The sequence below is a fragment of the Rheinheimera sp. EpRS3 genome, from assembly GCF_001513785.1.
In the GTDB taxonomy this organism is placed as follows: Bacteria; Pseudomonadota; Gammaproteobacteria; order Enterobacterales; family Alteromonadaceae; genus Alishewanella.
In genome coordinates, this window is record NZ_LNQS01000010.1 from 50,776 (window position 1) to 69,360 (window position 18,585).

Genomic DNA, 18,585 nt, shown 5'->3' on the forward strand with positions numbered 1-18,585 from the left:
AAGATAATTAATATTTAGCATATTGTTAAATATTAGCAAGGTTAAATAATCTGCTAAGCCACAGGCTAAATCGGCTACACTGGGTAACACAGCACGGAGCGCTATATTTTCAGCCCAAGCTGTTGGTCAGATTGATAAATTGTCTTAGGGAGCAAAAGATGAGGCAACTTTGGCTTGGCTGGGTGCTGAAACATCCGTGGTGGGTGTTACTGGGTACTTTGGTGCTTGTATTGCTGATGAGCAGCGGCATGGGCAAGCTGTACTTTCGCGGTGACTTCCGGGTATTTTTCGCCGATGACAACCCGCAATTGCTCATGTTTGAACAAATGCAGGACGAATTTAATAAGAGCGACAACATTCTTATTGGTATCGCGCCGGCAGACGGGCAGATCTTCAACACAACCAATCTGACGCTGGTTAAGCAAATAACTGACGCCGCCTGGCAGACACCTTATTCTATCCGAGTCGACTCAATCAGTAATTTTCAGCATACTGAAGCCGATGCCGATGATTTGCTGGTGGCCGATTTGCTGCTCGATACAGCGCAATTGGATGAGGCAAAAATAGCTAACATCCGTCGCGTTGCGCTGGCAGAACCAACACTGGTAAAACGGCTGATTACCGCCGATGGCGCCGTTACTGCTATTAATATCACTGTACAGTTGCCCGAACTGGATAAAAATAAAGAGGTGTTTGATACCTTTGGTTTTGCCCGCCAGTTAACAGACGAATTTAGCCAACGTTATCCGGATGTCCGATTCTATCTGGCCGGCGTAATAGCAATGAACCACTCCTTTGCCTATGAAGCCGAGCACGACGCCCGGACGCTGATCCCGGTGATGTTTGTCGTGATCGTAATTATGCTGGCGTTATTACTGCGCTCAGTTGTTGTTGCCCTGGCTACTGTCATTATTATTGTGGTGACCATCACCAGCACCCTTGGCATGGCAGGTGCAGCCGGTATTTTTTTAAGTACCGCTACTGTCAATGTACCTACCATTCTGATGACACTGGCGGTGGCCGACTGTGTACATGTTATAGCGTCGGTGCAGTTTGCGCTAAGCCGGGGCCAAAATAAGCAAAGTGCTATTGAATACAGCATGCAGCGCAATTTAATGCCCATTTTTATTACCAGTGCAACGACTGCCATTGGTTTTTTAACGCTGAATTTCTCTGAAGTGCCCATTCTGGCGGACTTAGGCAATATGACTGCGGTTGGTGTGATGTTGGCGTGTTTACTCAGTGTCGTCACCTTGCCGGCACTGCTGGCAGTGTTACCGGTAAGGCCAGGCAAAGTAAAACCGCAGCATCAGCAAGATACTGCAATGGATAAACTGGCCAGTTTCGTGATATTGCGCCAACGCCCGTTATTGCCGGCAATGGCACTACTGATGGTCGTTTTTGCCGGTTTTGTCAGCCTGAATAAAGTGAATGATGAAGCGGTTAAGTATTTTTCACCCGCGACTGATTTTCGTCAGGCGATGGATTTTCTTGATCAGCACCTGGCGGCATCAATGTCGATGGATTTTGTGTTACACAGCGGCCAAAGCAGTGGCGTAAACCAGCCGGAATTTATTGCGGCAGTGGAAAACTTCAGTCAGTGGCTGGCAGACCAGCCACAAGTGGCGCATGTTAATAGCATCAGTGAAGTGTTTAAACGACTAAATAAAAATATGCATGCCGACGACCCGGCCTTTTACCGCATACCACAAACACAGGACGAAGCCGCACAATATCTGCTGATGTATGAAATGTCATTGCCTTACGGCCTCGACTTGAATAACCAGCTGAATCTGGATAAAAGTGCCACCCGCCTGACCGCTGCCCTGAGAAATATGGGCAGTAAAGAGATTACCGGCTTTGAACAAAAAGCCCTGCAGTATTTTACCAGTCAGTTTCCGCAGTATCAGGCCAGCGCGGCCAGTACAGCGTTGATGTTTGCCCATATTGGTGAGCGTAATATGGCGTCGATGCTGCAAACGCTGCCACTGGCACTGGTGCTGATCTCCCTGTTGCTGGTATTTAGTCTGCGTTCCTGGCGCATGGGGCTAATCAGCCTGTTGCCTAATATTGCCCCCGCGGCTATTGGTTTTGGCATCTGGGGCCTGTATAGCGGTGAAATTAATCTGGGATTATCGGTGGTCGCCGGCATAAGTCTGGGTATTATTGTTGACGATACAGTGCATTTTCTGGCCAAGTACCAGCATGCACGCCACGAAGGTAACAATGCTGAAGCTGCTGTGCGCTATGCTTTCAACAGTGTCGGCCGGGCGCTTTGGATCACCACTGCCGTACTGGTAATTGGTTTTAGCGTGTTGATGTTATCCAGTTTCCGGCTCAACTCGGATATGGGCCTGTTAACCGCTATTATTATTTTTACCGCGCTGGTAATCGACTTTTTATTCCTGCCAGCCTTTTTGCTTAAATTTGATACTAAGGAAAGCCAACATCATGCGTAATATTTTACCAACGCCGCTGTTAATACTGGGCCTGACCGGCGCAGTCTGGCTAACAGGTTTTGCAGTAGCCGACGAAACCAAAGGCCTGGCTATTGCCCAAGAGCGCAAAGTGCGCGATGCCGGTTGGGGTGACAGTGAAAGCCGCACCACTATGGTACTGCGTAATGCCAAAGGGGATGAAAGCCGGCGGGAAATCCGTACTGCCGCACTGGAAGTGCAGGGCGATGGCGATAAGGGGCTGACCATTTTTGACGAGCCGCGGGATGTACGCGGTACCGCCTTTTTAAACCACTCGCACCCGACAGCAGAAGATGATCAGTGGCTGTATCTGCCGGCCATAAAACGGGTGAAACGTATTGCATCACGCAATAAATCGGGGCCTTTTATGGGCAGTGAATTTGCCTACGAAGATTTAAGCTCGTTTGAAATCGAAAAATACCGTTTTAGCTACCTGCGTGACGAAAGTTGTAATGACCAGCCTTGCTTTGTACTGGAGCAAGTACCTGCTGACGAGTTTTCCGGCTATAGCAAAACAGTGGTTTGGGTAGATCAGCAGCATTACCGTTTATATAAGGCCGAATATTACGATCGCAAAAATACGCTGTTAAAAACGCTGACATTGCACGACTATCAGCTGTATCTGGATAAATACTGGCGCCCGCATAAGCTCAGTATGGTGAATCACCAGACCGGAAAAAGCACCGATCTGTTAATCCATCAGATCAGTTTTAATACTGGCCGCACGGCGGCAGACTTTGACACCAATGCGCTGCAACGGGTGCGCTAGCACAAGGATACTTTAGCGATGCATCAGCTGACTTCTGCTCTGGTATTCTGTACTGCGCTGGCTCAGGCACAGCCGCAGCAACTGCCTCCGGTACAGCCGACAGATACCTTATGGAAACTGGCAACTGCAGCCCGACCGGACGAACAGGTGGCTATGGTGCAGGTGGTTTATGCACTGTGGCAGGTTAATCCGCAGGCATTTCGCGCTAACAATATCAACGCTCTGCAGCGCGGCGCTGTATTAAAGGTGCCGCAGCGGGCGCAAATGCTGGCTACGCCGGTATCGCAGGCCCGGCAATGGTATTATCAGTCCATTGCCGATAAGCCGCTTGGTGTGGTTACGCCAGCACAGTACATTAATGTTGCTGCGGCGCCAGTAGCAGAAAACCGCCGCGACGCTATCAGTACCACCACAGCCAGTACTGCCGACACAGAACAGCCCACCTCGGCGGCACAGCTCAGTAGCGCAGCAATATTACAGCGCCGGGCAATAGCCGCAGCACAACCCGGGGCCAGCCCGGATGTTACACCGAACAGCTGGCAGCAAAATCTTAGCAATGATTACAGTCTGCATCTGCAGCAACGCTATTACCCACAGCAGGGAGAGCAAGGCCAGGCCAAAGCGCACAGCAGTGTGGCCATTAGCGCTGAGTGGGTTTGGCAAAGTGATAACCGTGCTCACCAGATCGCCATTGAGCCTTTTTTGCGGCTGGACCAACGTGATAATAAGCGCAACCTGGCCGACCTGCGCCAGGCCTACTGGCAGTATGCCGGCACAGGCTATGATATTAAAGCCGGTGTTGACATCGTGTTTTGGGGCGTGACGGAGTCGCAGCATCTGGTAGATGTTATTAACCAGACCGATCTGGTCGCCAGTGTGGATGGCGAAACCAAGTTGGGTCAGCCAATGTTAAACTGGAATCTGTATGGCGACGCTGGTACTTTTTCGTTGTATCTGCTGCCTTATTTTCGCGAGCGTACCCTGCCGGGCCCTGATGGCCGTTTAAGGCCGCCGCTGCCTATCGACAGCGATAATCCGTTTTATGAGTCGGCACAAGCTGAGCAAAACCTCGACTTCGCCTTACGCTGGAGCCGGCAGTTTGGCGCGCTGGATTTAGGCCTGAGTTATTTTGAAGGCAATAATCGTGATCCGCAGCTACAGCTAACCTCAACTGGCAACCTGCAGCCGGTGTATCTGCAGATGCAGCAACTGGGGCTGGACAGCCAGTGGCTTAGCGGTAGCTGGGCCTGGAAATTGGAAAGCATTTATCGCAAAACCCGGCAGCAAGACTTTATCGCCAGCACCGCCGGCTTTGAATATACCCAGGTCGGTGTATTCGGTAGTAGCTGGGATTTGGGCTGGATCGCCGAATACCAGTACGACAGCCGCGACCGGCAGGCGCCAGTACCAGGGCAGAATGATGTGTTTATCGGTGGCCGTATTGTTGCCAATGATGAGGCAGGCAGCGAAATTCTGCTGGGAATTATGCAGGATTTGCAGAACAGCAACAGCCGCAGTGGCAAGCTCGAAGCCTCTATGCGTTTGTCGAACAGCCTGCGTTTAAGACTGGATGCCTGGTTCTTTCAAAGCCACCTGACATCAGATCCACTGTACTTTATGCGCCGCGACGACTACCTGCAGCTGAGCCTGGATTTTTACTTCTGACACCTCAGCTAAGTGGCGTTTCTGCCGGCTCTGCTGCTGGGGTTTCCAGAATTAACTTCAGGTTTTCCAGGCCTTGTTGTAAATCTGCCGCTATCATTGCTTCAACATCCATAAACAGCAGCATCAGGTTCATTGGATACGGCATATGGCCGGCAAAACCCCAGGTCACCCGGGTTTGTTCTGCGCTAACGGCTTCTGTTTGCATATAAGCTGGCGACACCGCGGCATAAGGCTGATAAAAACGCAGCTCGTAATCTATCCGCGAGCCTTCCACTATGGCTTTTATTTCCTGCTCGCCGGTGCCAACATCTGAATTTTCACTATGCCAGCCCGAAACAAAACCCACAGTGCCGTCAACACCGCGATCAGTTTTTTGCATATTCGGGTCCTGGGCGGCCCATACACTGAAGTTGTCCTGATTAGTTAAAAAACGAATATAATCAAACACCACCGTCACCGGTTGCTGAATAACCACCTGAGTTTCTACTTTATAATCCTGCTTTACAAATAATGCCGCCAGCAAGGGGATCGCCAACAACGCTAGCACCACAACCAGTACTTTCTTTAACATAGTGAGCAATCCTTATTATGCTGCGACATTATTCTGCTGTAATGCCTGATGGCGCTGTTACCCTTTGTTTAAACGCCGCCTGTTTAAACCCGACCCGCTTAAACATAGCTCGCTTTTTGTTAACACTCCAGCAGTGGCTGCTATTGTTAGCAAAAGCGTTATTTGTGTCGTCAATTCAACCACATAGTGGTCATAACCGCCAGGCTTTAGCGCCACTTTAAAATATAAGTGTTTAATTACAACAACTTAAATTCGGGCATTTATTTTGCAGTGCTTTTGTTAAGCGCTTTGGCAAACTTAGCCATTATTGAATAAACCAGACAAACAACAAGGACATCATATGAAAAGCACTGTTATTACTGTATTCGCTGCCGGCTTACTCAGTGGCTGTGTTATTTATGTTGGCAACGGCCACGCCGGCGACTTACAGCATGAAGAACGCAAACTGACATTAGATGGTGCAGCTTTAACACAGCTGGTAGCAGATACCGGCGCCGGTAAACTGGATATTATCGGTGAGGCCGGCCGCAGCGAAATAGAAATGGTCGCCAACATTTATTATTACCAGGCTGACGATATCCGCCTGAGCCTGACAACCAGTGGCAATAGTGCGGTACTGGAAGCCGGGTTCGATAAAAGCTTTTATAACGGCAACAGCCCTTATATCGACGTGCTCATTAAGGTTCCTGAACACTTCGGCCTGACGCTGGATGACGGCTCGGGCGACACTGACATCCGTGGTCTGCAGGGCGATTTACAGGTAGACGATGGTTCCGGTGATTTGCGCATTAGTGGCGGCGCCAATGTAAAGGTGGAAGATGGCTCGGGCAATTTACTGATTGAGCAGGTCAGCGGCAAACTGACAGTAGATGATGGCTCCGGTGATCTGACTATCCGTCAGGTAACCGGTAATGTAACGATTGAAGATGGTTCAGGCGATATCGTGGTCAACGCGGTGGGCGGTGTCGTTACTATTGATGACGGCTCCGGCGATATTAACGTAGACGGTGCCGGCGGCCTGACCATTCTCGACAGCGGCTCCGGTGGTTTAAAGCTGAATGCCATAAACGGCCCGGTAAAAATTAACGATTAAGCCGGTTAACCAGACAAATTTTGTTTATTTCACGCTATCGCATTTGGCTTAAGGCAAAACTGCGGTAGCATTACGCCTTTGTGTTCAACCTTCAGGCGTTATGACAACCGATACTGCGTTTCCACTTAGCCAGCAACAGCTGGAACACTGGTTTGATGCCATGACCTTTCACCGGGCTCAGGCGTATTTGCAGGCCGGTAAAGTGGTCAAGCTGGAATACAACAGCGACTTATCTGAGATCAGCGCCCAGGTGTGGGGCGCCGCCTTTACGCCGTACCGGCAATTTATCAGCCTGAAACACAACAGCAGCGGCTGGCAATTGCAAAACCGCTGTACCTGCCCGGTAGGCGCTAACTGCAAGCATGTGCTGGCCGTATTGCTGCGGCTGCAACGCGATTACCAGCAACACAAGCTGCAACTGGAGCAACAACCGGTACGCCAGCTCAACCAGTGGTTTGAACAGGTAGAACAATCACTTGCCCCGGCGCAAGATGAAAAAGATGTGGTGCTGTATCTATTGTCATACGGCCAGGCCGGGCTGCAACTTAGCCCGCGCCGGGTGCGCGAAAGCAAAAAAGGCGGTTATACCAAAGGCGTTGCCATTGGCAAATACGATTTGGTGACACCCGGCATACCGCACTGGATTGATGAACAGGATTACCGCCTGCTAAGTTATTTCCGTGCTCAAAGCCTACGCGATTTACCGCTACTGGAAGGTGACTGGGGCTATCAGTTGTTGCAACAATTACTGGGCAGTGGCCGCTGCTTTTTTTCTGAAGCGCGCTACGCGGTGCAGCAAGGGCCGAAACGGGCACTGGCTTTTACCTGGCAGGATACCGCCGCAGGCCAGCAACTGGGCTGGCAACTGGACGACGATGACCGCGACTTCGAACTGGTATATACCGATCCGCCCTGTTATCTGGACACCAGTTACTACCAGATAGGCGAACTGGACACCGCCCTGAGCAGTGCGCAGTTAAAGCTGTTAAACAAAATGCCGCCTATACCGCAGCAGGCGCTGGCACCCAGCATCAGTCGCTTGCAGCAGCTGTTTAACCAAACCAGCCTGCCATTACCCAGCGCCGCCGGATTAAAACAAATCAGCAGCACACCTCGGCCGGTATTGCAGCTAAAAATGCTGCCACACAAAGCTAAAAACCGCAGCGAACCCACTGCTGTACTGCAGTTTCAGTATGCCAGCTACCTGTTGCCGCTTAATCTGACACAAGCACAAACTGAGCTGGTGCAGGACAACACCACCGTTTTTATAAAACGCCACCGGGCGACAGAAACCAGCGCGCTGGAGCAATTGTTACAGCTTGAACTGCTGCAACTGCCGGCATTGCCACCACCTTATAGCGAGCAAAGTGCGTTTGGCGTCGGCGAAGGGCCAGACAACCCGCTGCTATGGCAACCCTTGCTGGACGCCCTGCCACAGTTGGAACAACAAGGCTGGCATATCGCCCGCGATGATAATTTTAATCTGGATATATTAAGCGATGCGCCCTACCTGCAGGTGCAGGACAACGCTGTAGGTGGTTTTGCTTTAGCCATACAGGTTGATATCGACGGCACTCAGGTGCCGCTGTTGCCGTTGATCAGCCAGTGGCTGCGCCAGCACGGCCTGCCCGACGCCGGTAAACCCATCTGGTTGTCATTACCGCAAGGTAAGCTGGCCTTACCGCTGGCGCTGATCCAGCCGTTTATCGACACCATTATTGAACTGCTAAACCCGAACAAGCCACAGTTCAGCCTGGATTTACCAGCCTTTAAAGCGGCATTATTACCGCCAGAAACCGCGAAGGACATTCAGTTTTTAAACGCCCAGCGTGTACAGCGCCTGAGCCACCTGTTACATAATTTTAATGGTATTACGCCGTGCGACGTGCCGCAGGGCCTGCAAGCATCACTACGTGATTATCAATTACAGGGCTTAAGCTGGCTGAGCTTTTTGCGTGAGTTTGGCTTAGGCGGCATTTTGGCCGACGATATGGGCCTGGGTAAAACACTGCAAACGCTAAGCCTGCTACTGCTGCAAAAGCAGCGTGGTGAACTGCAACACCCGGCGCTGATTATCTGCCCTACCAGCGTGTTGGGTAACTGGCTGGCCGAGGCTGAGCGGTTTACACCACAGCTGCGGGTATTACAAATTCATGGCAATAAACGCCAGCCTCTGTTTAATGAACTGGCCAATTACGATCTGATCGTAACCAGCTATCCGCTGGTGGTGCGGGATCATAAGTATTATCAGAACCAGCCGCTGAGCGCCGTTATTCTGGACGAAGCCCAGCATATTAAAAATGCCGGCAGCCTGGCGGCCAAAGCTGTGCGCTTATTAAAAGCTGACTTTAAACTGGCACTGTCGGGCACCCCGCTGGAAAACCACTTAGGCGAGTTAAAATCGATTTTTGATTTTGTGCTGCCGGGCCTGCTGGGTAATGACGCCCACTTTAACCAGGTATACCGCAAACCGATTGAAAAACACGGCGATGCAGAGCGCGCCCATGCATTAAAGGCCCGTATCGCGCCCTTTATGCTGCGCCGCACCAAGGCTCAGGTAGCCAGCGAGTTACCAGACAAAACCGAGATAGTGCAACTGCTGGAATTAGAAAGCGACCAGCGCAACCTGTACGAAAGTATCCGCCTGGTAATGGAAACCAAAGTACGCGAATTATTTGTGCAAAAAGGCGTGGCCGCCAGCCAGATCCAGTTTTTAGATGCACTGTTAAAGCTGCGCCAGGCCTGTTGCGACGCCCGGCTGGTGCCGGTTGAGCATGCCCGCTCGGTGCAAAGCAATGCCAAGTTACAATGGCTGCGCGACACCCTGCCGGAAATGCTGGAAGAGGGCCGCAATATTTTACTCTTCAGCCAGTTTGCCAGCATGCTGACACTGATAGAAGATGAGCTAAACGCACTGGGCATCAGCTACAGCAAACTCACCGGCCAGACCAAACACCGCCAGCAACAGATTGATGCCTTTCAAAGTGGTGAAACCCGGGTATTTTTGATCAGTTTAAAAGCCGGCGGCACCGGTTTAAACCTTACCGCCGCCGATACCGTAATTCACTACGATCCGTGGTGGAACCCGGCCGCAGAAGCGCAGGCTACCGATCGCGCCCACCGCATTGGCCAGAAAAAAGCCGTGTTTGTTTATAAGCTTATCGCCAGCAATACGGTAGAGCAAAAAGTACAACTGCTGCAGCAACACAAACGCCAGCTGGCCGACCAGCTGTTTGCCGGTGGCCAGGGTCAGCCATGGCAAGGCAAGGCCGAAGATTTACTGGCGTTATTCAGTGCTGACTAAGCATAAACTACTTAGTCGGCATACCACATTCTGACCTGGCGTGCCGGAATGCTGAAGTTGTAGCTGCCACCATTGATATACACCAGATTGCCGCCACTTAGCACATCGCGGTAATTGCGATACCAGTAAAAACGGCCGTTGGTGTTAATGTTAAAGCTCTGGTTGCTGCTGCACTTATTAATGCCTACCACCCCTTCCTGGCCACGACGGAACAAAATGGCGCAATCATTCCAGGCCAGCATTTCCATGCCCTGCCCCTGCATACGGTTATGGAAATTCAGCATTTTGCCAATATGATCGGCTTTATAAGCATTGACCCAGCGGTTGCTATCAGTACCGGTGCTGTCACTAAATATCAGCGGTTTACCGCCATCACGGCCCATAATGTAGGCATAGGCCAGATACTCGTCGGTAGCATCCATAATCAGATAGCGAAAGCCGTCATTGGTAGGAATATCATGCGTAATCGTAAAGGTTACCGCCCGGCTGTTTTGCAGCGCCTGGCCGTTAGATAACGGGTTAACCAGCTGGCTTAAGCTACCGCCAAAACCAAAGGCACTGCGAATCGCGCTAAACAGCGGAAAATCGTAGGCTTTATGGTCGGTATAGGCCAGGTAAGGCGATAAAAAGCTGTCGTACTCATTATTACCGGCGCCTCCACTGGTAATTATTTCACCAAATACGTACATGCCGCTTTTAATGCTGCTGGTGAAAATTTCATTAATATGCCAGATAGTCATATGCTTGGCCGCATCAACCCGAAAGCCCTTTACGCCCAGTGCTTTTAACGCACTAAGATAAGCGCGCTGTTGCTGTACCACCCAGCTGTTGGGGTTTAAATCCGGTAAACCGGCATCACCCGCGCCGCCGCACAGCCGCCAGTTTTGTACCTGCCATACATCGTTATAGTTGCTGATACAGTTGGCCGGGTTAAAGTCGCTGGCACCAAACAAGCCCTGGGTTAAATTGCCAAATAAACGCTGGTTATTCCAGTAACTGCTGTTACTGCCATAGCTATTTACTGCCGCCTGGCCGGGGAAATCGGTCGCGCCGTTACGCTCATTTGCCATATGGTTTAATACTATATCGGCGTATACATCAACTTTACGCGCCGGGTTGGCGTCGTTCAGGGCATTGATCATATTTACAAACGACTGCTTGTTGCCTTTGCAGTGGTCAATTACGCGGATATCCTGCGGCTGATAACGCTGCCACCAGGCACAGTTACCCGCGTTCGATTTTAGCGGCGGCGCCACTAATACCGCTTTGTAACCCAGATTTTTAATTTCAGTCGCCTTAGCGGCGACTTCGTCATAATGCCAGTCAAACGCATGTAAAATCGCATCGGCAACAGCAGCCGACGAAAATACGCCTGAACTAACAACTAATGTCAGCCACAATAGCTGACGCTTTAACATGGTACTGATTACTTGCATTGGTCTATCCTTTATTTTTCATTGGTTTATGCAAGCCATCCGTGAGTGGGTAGCAGTGTGGTTAAGCCCACACCACTAAGTGTTATTGACAACAAGCTCCGTTAACACACCGCGAGCCTACGCCTTTAGCTGCAAAATTTATTGCCTATATACGCCAATTTTACAACTTAGCTACATTGGGAACAAAGTGTCTCATTGACCCGTTGCCATGCCGGATTTAGGCTTAGCAACACCTGAGTTAACACCAGACAACAGCAGGCAGAATAACAATGAAAAACCTGACCGAACATTTAAGCCAGTACGCTTTGTACCACCGCGACGAGCGCAATATTCTTACCCACTACGCCGGCATACCGCTAATAGTGGTGGCAGTATTTGCCCTGCTGTACTGGCCATTATTTACGCTGGCAGGCATGGTTATTACACCGGCATTATTATTGTTTATTGGCAGTATGGTGTTTTACCTGCGGCTGGACTTGCGCTTTGGCCTGGTTATGTTTGTTTTTAGCGGCATTAGCCTGCTGCTGGCGGCGAAACTGGCCGCCTTACCCTTCGGGCTTTGGCTTGGGAGTTCAATCGCCCTCTTTGTTGTCGGTTGGGTATTGCAGTTTATTGGCCATTATTACGAAGGCAAAAAACCGGCCTTTGTCGACGACTTAGTGGGCTTACTGATTGGCCCATTATTTATTATGGCCGAACTGGGTTTTAAACTTGGCCTGCGCAAACCGCTGCAGCACCGCATTGAGCAAATTGCCGGTAAGACGCATTAAGTCAGTTGCTGTTCAGCGCGGCTGATTAAGCTGAGCAGCGAAAATAAATTGTCGTAGCAGAGATCGGCTTGCTGTAAGTCAACCGTTGAAGGCATGGATGCCTGAGTCGAGCCCCCACGGAAGGGTTTACGGCGTGTTGACGTGAGCAAGGCGAGCTCTGCGTCAACAGCTGCATGGCTGTTCTCACTGAAGTAAGTGGTAGTGAATGAAGTTTTTATCCTGTTGTACCGGCAGCTTTTTGCTGCTGTTTTCTGTATTTGCTTTAGCTGCACCCGCCAATTTTGACCAGGCCAAACGTTTAGCCCAGCGCATTCACGCCCCTGAAGCAAAAAGCTTTTATTGCGACTGCGACATTAGCTGGCAAGGCAAAAAAGGCATACCCGATTTAGCTGGCTGCGGTTACCAGGTGCGTAAAAATGGCCCGCGCGCTAACCGGATAGAGTGGGAGCACGTTATGCCGGCGCATCACTTTGGCCACCAGCGCCAGTGCTGGCAAGACAGCGGGCGCAAAAACTGCGTAAAAACCGACAGCGTATTTCGTGCCATGGAAGCCGACTTATACAATCTGGTACCAGCGATTGGCGAGGTAAACGGCGATCGCAGTAATTACCGCTTTGGCGTATTACCCTCTACTCCGGCAAAGCACGGCGCCTGCCCGGTTAAGGTAGATTTTAAACAACAGGTATTCGAGCCCGCCCCACCGGTGCGCGGCGATATAGCCCGTATCTACTTTTATATGGCCGACAAATACAACCTAAACCTGTCCCGCGCCCAGCAGCAGCTGTTTATCGCCTGGCACAAGCAAGACCCGGTAACGCCGCAAGAAATTGAGCTAAACCAGCGCATCCAGCAACATATGGGCCACGACAACCCCTTTGTCAGCGGCAAGCGCGAATGGAATTTAGGCTACAAGCCAACGGGCTATGGTTTAAAGGTCAGCCGGTAAAGTGGCTGGTAACTTTTACCAGCTGCAAGCAATAGTTACCTTTACGGCACGGCCCCGCTGACAGCAGCTAATTTGTAACCTCATAATATAAATCATGTTTTGTAAAAAATTCGCCACTGGCACTTTCTTTGCTCTATCTAGATGCATGAAAAAACCCACTTACCCATAAGGAAAGTTAACATGAGCGAAGTTATTACAGGTTTATTTAAAAGTTCTTCGGCCGCCAGCAACGCTATTTTTCGTTTAGAAAGTGCCGGTGTTACCCACAATGATATTTCAGTTATTGCCAATGGTACTCACTCTAAAGAAAATTTTGCCGTAGATGAGGGCACAAAAGCCACTGAGGGCGGAGTAATCGGTGCCGCGTCAACCGGCATTGTAGCGGCGGTGATCGCTGGCATGACCGCTGTCGGCGCAGTAGCAACCGGCGGTGCTGGCCTTGTTGTAGCAGGCCCCTTAGTTGCCGCGCTTGCCGCAGGTGGCGCAGGTGCCGCGGTTGGCGGTTCACTGGGTGCAATCATCGGTGCTTTTATTCCTGAGCATGAAATAAAGTACTATGAAGATGCCATTAAAGAAGGCTCTGTTCTGGTAGGTGTAAAATACACCAGCCATAACAAAGACAGAATCAAAGACATTTTGGAACAGGCCGGTGCAGAGAAGGTTGCCACAGCCTAGTTAAACAACAACGGAAAGAGACTTCAGTTCTCTTTTCGTTGTCCTCTTCTGATATATTTTTATATGCCGACAAATACAACCTCAACCTGTCCCGTCCCCCGCAACAGCTGTTTATCGCCAGGCATAAGCAAAACACCACAAGAAATTGAGCTAAACCAGCGCATCCAGCAACATATGGGCCACGACAAACCCTTTGTCAGCGGCAAGCGCGAGAGGAACTTAGGCTATAAGCCAACGGGCTATGGTTCAAAAGTCAGCCAATAATATGGCTGGTAAAACCACGATATAAGCCTGTAGATGCCTCTATTTAGTTTTTATCCACAACTTGCGAGCAGTAAACCCGCAAGTTACCTGCCTTGTTTTTAAACAAATTTAAAATGCTTGATTTAAAAACAACCAGCAGCCTAGACTAGGTGCAATTTTAGAACTTCTTAGATCTGAGCCAATTTATTTGCGGGTTTAGAGCTTCTGTACAAGCATTTGTGTATCCATATGAAGGAGATGAAGTGTCAACTGAGATAGAGCTGGAATTACATAAACAATTTAAGGCCGCACAAGAGAGGTACATTTATTTTTTGCTTGCAGTGTCAGTATCTGCCATCGGTTACGCAATCACTCAAATCAAAGTAGAGCCTTTCAACTTAAATCATATTGCTTTTGCTCTTTCAATAACTTTATGGTCACTCAGTTTTATATCAGGGTTAAAATTTGCTCAGCTGACTGTCGATTCTACTTTTAAAAATATGATTTACCTTTTTCTTAAGCGTGAGCTTAAAAACTATCCCGAGCACACTGAGCTGATCTCTAAATACAAATCTGATTTACTAAACAGTAGTCAAAACAGGATGAAGAAACTGGCTTTTTATGGCGGATTGCAGAGCATGCTGCTACTTCTAGGTGCTTTGTCATATATTTGCTGGCACGGATTACTGATATTGTCAGTAACTCCATAACCAAGCCAATAAAAGTTATGCAGTCGTTAAGCACGCTGAACTCTTATATTTACAACTGAGGGTTAGATCCAATTGTTACGGTATCCGCAAGTTAACTATTAATGAAGCGATTGCCTGGAAAATCTCAGGGCCTCAAGAGGTCGAAGATCAAGAGATTGAGAATAAATGGTGGTGAACCGGCAAACAGTGACCGCCATAACTAAAACCGTGAAACAACACCAAGCAGCAGTAGTCAGGAGACATGACAATGGACAGTATTCACATTGATGGTGTAGCGGTAACACCAGCGGCGTTGCGGATATACGAAGAACTAATAGACATAGAGTTACTGCATGTCGAAGAAAACACGGTATTTCCAAAAAAGGCTAACACCCTGAGCTATGCCTTTGCCAAAGACGGTATTGCCATGGGTTACTATAAAATACTGTCTGCAAAAGCCTCTGAAGTGGAAGGGCTGACATTATTTACGCTGCATAAACAGTAATAAAACCTGAAATTTCTTCTATGGTTTGTCGGATTACGCACTGGCTGGAGGACGTTGTAGTCGGCGCCATATTGACAGTACTCTGCGCCACATATAAGTTTGCCATCCACCAACACATTACCCTGACGCTTATAAACGCCCCGCAACGACTTAGAAAATGGACTCCTGTATGCGCTACTGGCAAATCTTCGTTCTGCCCCTTGTTACTATCCTCGCCGCTTGCAGCGATAATAATGCCCGTATGCACCAACAACTGTGCAGTGCAGAATACCGCTACAACACCGAAGGGGCAGATGCAGCCATCGCCGCCATGCGTGAAGTTGGCAACGACCGCGAGTATGTTGTAGGCAACAATGTTGCGCGGTTTTTAATTCTGCGCGGTGCTAAAACTCAAAGCATTAATGACTTTGATAAAGCCAATGCCATACTGGACGCGATGGAGCCGCTGCCTGATGATCCGGAGCAAGTTACTGCCCGCTACATTAGTGTGCTTCGGTTTCTGGCCACAGCCAACGGCAGCAGCGATAATGGTGCCCGCGAGGAATTGACACAGTATTGTAGCGGGTCGGCTGAACCGGAAGCTGAGTGCCTGCACGCAAATATAATGGAGATCTTTCAGATACTCGGCACCAGCAATGGCACAACAAACAAGTCGTCTCAGGATTTGGCGAACCTCTTCAACCAAACCTATAGTGCTGTGTTTAATGACCCAAGCCTGGACGTGCAGCTGGATTATTCCCGCTCAGTAGTTACCAGTTGCGGCAGCCATGAGTAACGCCCTTTTCTGGCTACGTTAGCGGCCGGTCTGTTCTCGATCAATAAGCAACTAAGCCAGAGGAGCCTGTAATGAAAACGCCCGGTTACATTACCGCTGACCAGCCACCCACTGCGTCTGAATATATCGCCCTGCGTTGCAAAGTGGGCTGGGACAGCGTTGAGCTTAGCACTGCGCAAAACAGCCTGAATAGCTCACTGTTCAACACCACCGTGCGGCTTGATGGCCAGCTTATTGGTATGGCGCGTGTTGTGGGTGATGGCTTTATGTATTTTTATATTCAGGACGTGATTGTTGACCCTGACTATCAGGGCCTTGGTATCGGCCATATGCTTATGGCCAGAGTAGAAGCCTATTTGGCCAGCGCCTGCACAAACGGTGCTACCGTTGGGCTATTGGCTGCCAAAGGCAAAGAGCCATTTTACCGCCGCTACGGTTTTATTGAGCGCGATGGCGAGACACTGGGTAAAGGTATGTGCCGTTTTGTAGGCGAATAACACAAGAGACAGCCTGCTTTAAATTTAAATGCCCCCGTTAACTCCTTGCAAAGAGTAAAGAGGGGCATTTAGCTATGCTGACACAGAGTTTTTATTAAACCCTACAATTTAAAGCGGCCTACTTCCTGCTGCAGTGACGCGGCAAGGTTTGCCAGTTCCTGCGCTTGTGCTTTGGCAGCCTGGGCTTCAGTTGATAAACTTTCTGATACAGTCCGGATAGATTCTGTGTTGCGGTTAATTTCACTGGTAACCGATGTTTGCTCTTCGGCTGCGGTGGCTATTTGAATCGCCATACCAGAAATTTCGTGAATGGCCTGGCTGATTTTTACCAAACTCTCACTGGCTGAGTGGGCGTCACTTACGCTGGTTTCTGCCATTTGGTGGCTTTGCGTCATCGACTTCACCGCTTTGGCTGCAGTTTGTTGCAGGGTTTCAATCATGGTTTGAATTTCTTGTGTTGATGAGTGCGTCCGCTGCGACAGCACCCGTACTTCATCGGCTACCACGGCAAAGCCCCGCCCTTGATCACCGGCGCGAGCAGCTTCAATAGCTGCGTTTAATGCCAATAAGTTGGTTTGCTCAGCAATGCCACTGATGGTAGATAAAATACTGCTGATTTTTTGCGAATGGGCGTTTAATTCACCAATAATGGTACTGGCTGTTTCTACTTCATGGGCCAGATCGCGAATAGAAGTCTGGCTTTTTGTTACTTGCTGTTTGCCGTGTTCAGACAAGCCTACCGCATCTTGTGCCGTTTGCGCCGTATGATCGGCATTGCCGGCAATTTCCTCAGTGGCGGCAGCCATTTCAGTAACAGCAGTGGCCACCATGGTGACTTCATCTTGTTGTACTTCAATGCGCTGGCTGGTTTGCATGGCAGAGTTACTGCTGCTTTTTGCCTGAATTTCCAATTGGCCGGCAATATCGTGCATGCGTGAAATCATGCCGTGTAAACGCGAAACAAAACGGTTAAAACCAGAGGCGAGTATGCCAATTTCATCGTGCTGGCTGGCCGTTTTAATGCTAACAGTCAGGTCGCCTTCACCTTCGGCAATATTATTAAGCGCCTGGGCAACACGCTCTAAATCGCGGAACTGCAGTTTGAAAATCGCAATAAGAATAATGCCGAACAATATCATTAAGGCACCGCCGGCGAATGACATAATCCAGGCCAAACCGGTAGATTGCGCCATAATCTCCTGCTTACCCATAACAAAAATTAAGGCCCAATCGGTGTGTGGAATAGCAGTGGTGTAAACCAATTTGGTGGCACCATCCAGAGTGTGCTCTGTCAGCGTGGCGGTACCCATAGTTTGGGCTAACCACGGCAGCGTAAAGCTGCTGTCTATGTCGGTAATTTGTTTTTCATTCAGTACTTTGTCGGGGTGGCTGATAATCAGGCCAGTTTTTTGCACCATAATGCCATAACCGTCGCCGGGTACTTTCAGCTTTAAAACGGCATCGGTTAACTGTTCAATAGTGAGGTTGGCTGCAACGACACCATGCAGCCGGCCGGAAACCATCACCGGTTCGGCAATGGTAACAACTTGTTTTTTTAGCGATGAACTAATGTAAGGCGCGGTAATGGCAATAGTGCCTGCGGCTTTTGCATCCAGATACCAGGGCCGGGTGCGCGGGTCCAGGTTGGCGTTGTCCAGTGCTGCGTCCTGGTACATCATTACTCCTGCTTCACTACCAAAAAAGGTAGAGCCAAACCGGGCTGCATTTTGAGTTTGCAGTAAATGCAGCCGCACATTTACTTCCGGGTCCGCTTCAATGATTGATTTCAAACTGCTGATGTTACTTTTTTTGTCTTCCATCCACTGCCCTACACCACCGGCAAAGGTAATGGCCAGTTGGTCTATTTTTTCCTGGGTGTCGGTCAAGGCATGATGGCGGATAAAGTAGGTCGTAAGGCTAACCAGTGTAATCACGGTAACCAAAACAGCGGCTAAGCTGCTAAATAACAGCCGCATTTTTAGCGTAGAGTGCATGAAGATTTCCTTGTGCTGTAGCTCTGACAAGCATTAGGACAGAATGAGTACTGCAAGTATAGATTAATTTAAAAAACAACGAGCTGGGCAAAGGCTGTGTTGTGCTTGTCTCAACTGTTGTTAGTACAAAGATACCGCAGTTTGTTTCACTATTGCTAAAAACTGCCAACGGTTAA

General features: G+C 49.6%; 15 protein-coding genes. 12 read left to right on the forward strand and 3 right to left on the reverse strand.

Annotation, left to right across the window (positions count from 1 at the left end):
- Window positions 1-158 precede the first annotated feature (158 nt).
- Genes AR688_RS15720 through AR688_RS15730 form a run of 3 tightly spaced genes read left to right on the forward strand, consistent with a single transcriptional unit; the run spans window position 159 to window position 4,911 of the window.
- Complete coding sequence (locus AR688_RS15720) at window positions 159-2,459, forward strand: efflux RND transporter permease subunit (RefSeq protein ID WP_068236113.1); 2,301 nt, start codon at window positions 159-161, stop codon at window positions 2,457-2,459.
- Window positions 2,452-3,246: an outer membrane lipoprotein-sorting protein gene (locus AR688_RS15725; protein WP_082694815.1), complete on the forward strand. Its 795-nt coding sequence runs from the start codon at window positions 2,452-2,454 to the stop codon at window positions 3,244-3,246. The genes AR688_RS15720 and AR688_RS15725 overlap by 8 nt, the downstream gene beginning before the upstream one ends.
- Window positions 3,247-3,264: 18 nt before the next feature.
- On the forward strand, window positions 3,265-4,911 hold the full coding sequence (locus AR688_RS15730; protein ID WP_068236116.1) for a FimV/HubP family polar landmark protein: 1,647 nt from the start codon (window positions 3,265-3,267) through the stop codon (window positions 4,909-4,911).
- A gap of 4 nt (window positions 4,912-4,915) precedes the next feature.
- On the opposite strand, the gene AR688_RS15735 is transcribed toward AR688_RS15730, so the two are convergent.
- Complete coding sequence (locus AR688_RS15735) at window positions 4,916-5,482, reverse strand: SRPBCC family protein (RefSeq protein WP_068236121.1); 567 nt, start codon at window positions 5,480-5,482, stop codon at window positions 4,916-4,918.
- A 340-nt stretch (window positions 5,483-5,822) separates the two neighbouring features.
- On the opposite strand from AR688_RS15735, the gene AR688_RS15745 reads away from it, so the two are divergent.
- A complete protein-coding gene (locus tag AR688_RS15745) occupies window positions 5,823-6,575 on the forward strand; it encodes a DUF4097 family beta strand repeat-containing protein (protein WP_068236126.1) in 753 nt (250 codons plus the stop codon).
- A gap of 100 nt (window positions 6,576-6,675) precedes the next feature.
- Window positions 6,676-9,879 (forward strand): DEAD/DEAH box helicase, encoded by a 3,204-nt coding sequence (locus AR688_RS15750; RefSeq protein WP_068236129.1) that lies wholly within the window; start codon window positions 6,676-6,678, stop codon window positions 9,877-9,879.
- An 11-nt stretch (window positions 9,880-9,890) separates the two neighbouring features.
- Here the strand turns inward: AR688_RS15750 and AR688_RS15755 are convergent, their stop codons facing one another.
- Window positions 9,891-11,315, reverse strand: coding sequence for an alpha-amylase family glycosyl hydrolase (locus tag AR688_RS15755; protein ID WP_068236131.1), 1,425 nt, complete (start codon window positions 11,313-11,315; stop codon window positions 9,891-9,893).
- A gap of 269 nt (window positions 11,316-11,584) precedes the next feature.
- Between AR688_RS15755 and AR688_RS15760 the strand changes: the two genes are divergently transcribed.
- The 7 genes from AR688_RS15760 to AR688_RS15790 all read left to right on the forward strand — a co-directional run bounded on the left by AR688_RS15760 (window position 11,585) and on the right by AR688_RS15790 (window position 16,415).
- Window positions 11,585-12,085: an Mpo1 family 2-hydroxy fatty acid dioxygenase gene (locus AR688_RS15760; RefSeq protein WP_068236134.1), complete on the forward strand. Its 501-nt coding sequence runs from the start codon at window positions 11,585-11,587 to the stop codon at window positions 12,083-12,085.
- A 205-nt stretch (window positions 12,086-12,290) separates the two neighbouring features.
- Entirely contained in the window at window positions 12,291-13,031 is a 741-nt protein-coding gene (locus tag AR688_RS15765) for an endonuclease (protein ID WP_068236137.1), read from the forward strand.
- 180 nt (window positions 13,032-13,211) lie between these two features.
- Window positions 13,212-13,706, forward strand: coding sequence for a hypothetical protein (locus tag AR688_RS15770; RefSeq protein ID WP_068236139.1), 495 nt, complete (start codon window positions 13,212-13,214; stop codon window positions 13,704-13,706).
- Between the two features lie 506 nt (window positions 13,707-14,212).
- The gene (locus tag AR688_RS15775; RefSeq protein WP_068236145.1) at window positions 14,213-14,659 is read left to right on the forward strand and encodes a hypothetical protein; all 447 of its coding nucleotides are present in this window, start codon (window positions 14,213-14,215) and stop codon (window positions 14,657-14,659) included.
- A gap of 247 nt (window positions 14,660-14,906) precedes the next feature.
- Entirely contained in the window at window positions 14,907-15,143 is a 237-nt protein-coding gene (locus AR688_RS15780) for a hypothetical protein (RefSeq protein WP_068236146.1), read from the forward strand.
- A 169-nt stretch (window positions 15,144-15,312) separates the two neighbouring features.
- Entirely contained in the window at window positions 15,313-15,918 is a 606-nt protein-coding gene (locus AR688_RS15785) for a hypothetical protein (RefSeq protein ID WP_068236147.1), read from the forward strand.
- A gap of 71 nt (window positions 15,919-15,989) precedes the next feature.
- Window positions 15,990-16,415, forward strand: coding sequence for a GNAT family N-acetyltransferase (locus AR688_RS15790; protein ID WP_068236150.1), 426 nt, complete (start codon window positions 15,990-15,992; stop codon window positions 16,413-16,415).
- A gap of 101 nt (window positions 16,416-16,516) precedes the next feature.
- On the opposite strand, the gene AR688_RS15795 is transcribed toward AR688_RS15790, so the two are convergent.
- Complete coding sequence (locus AR688_RS15795) at window positions 16,517-18,409, reverse strand: methyl-accepting chemotaxis protein (RefSeq protein WP_068236153.1); 1,893 nt, start codon at window positions 18,407-18,409, stop codon at window positions 16,517-16,519.
- Between the last annotated feature and the right edge of the window lie 176 nt (window positions 18,410-18,585).

Excerpts from the sequence above, each read along its gene's own strand:
- AR688_RS15720 (WP_068236113.1), top strand. The coding sequence starts at position 159 with ATGAGGCAACTTTGGCTTGGCTGGGTGCTGAAACATCCGTGGTGGGTG.
- AR688_RS15725 (WP_082694815.1), top strand. The coding sequence starts at position 2,452 with ATGCGTAATATTTTACCAACGCCGCTGTTAATACTGGGCCTGACCGGC.
- AR688_RS15730 (WP_068236116.1), top strand. The coding sequence starts at position 3,265 with ATGCATCAGCTGACTTCTGCTCTGGTATTCTGTACTGCGCTGGCTCAG.
- AR688_RS15735 (WP_068236121.1), bottom strand. The coding sequence starts at position 5,482 with ATGTTAAAGAAAGTACTGGTTGTGGTGCTAGCGTTGTTGGCGATCCCC.
- AR688_RS15745 (WP_068236126.1), top strand. The coding sequence starts at position 5,823 with ATGAAAAGCACTGTTATTACTGTATTCGCTGCCGGCTTACTCAGTGGC.
- AR688_RS15750 (WP_068236129.1), top strand. The coding sequence starts at position 6,676 with ATGACAACCGATACTGCGTTTCCACTTAGCCAGCAACAGCTGGAACAC.
- AR688_RS15755 (WP_068236131.1), bottom strand. The coding sequence starts at position 11,315 with ATGCAAGTAATCAGTACCATGTTAAAGCGTCAGCTATTGTGGCTGACA.
- AR688_RS15760 (WP_068236134.1), top strand. The coding sequence starts at position 11,585 with ATGAAAAACCTGACCGAACATTTAAGCCAGTACGCTTTGTACCACCGC.
- AR688_RS15765 (WP_068236137.1), top strand. The coding sequence starts at position 12,291 with ATGAAGTTTTTATCCTGTTGTACCGGCAGCTTTTTGCTGCTGTTTTCT.
- AR688_RS15770 (WP_068236139.1), top strand. The coding sequence starts at position 13,212 with ATGAGCGAAGTTATTACAGGTTTATTTAAAAGTTCTTCGGCCGCCAGC.
- AR688_RS15780 (WP_068236146.1), top strand. The coding sequence starts at position 14,907 with ATGGACAGTATTCACATTGATGGTGTAGCGGTAACACCAGCGGCGTTG.
- AR688_RS15785 (WP_068236147.1), top strand. The coding sequence starts at position 15,313 with ATGCGCTACTGGCAAATCTTCGTTCTGCCCCTTGTTACTATCCTCGCC.
- AR688_RS15790 (WP_068236150.1), top strand. The coding sequence starts at position 15,990 with ATGAAAACGCCCGGTTACATTACCGCTGACCAGCCACCCACTGCGTCT.
- AR688_RS15795 (WP_068236153.1), bottom strand. The coding sequence starts at position 18,409 with ATGCACTCTACGCTAAAAATGCGGCTGTTATTTAGCAGCTTAGCCGCT.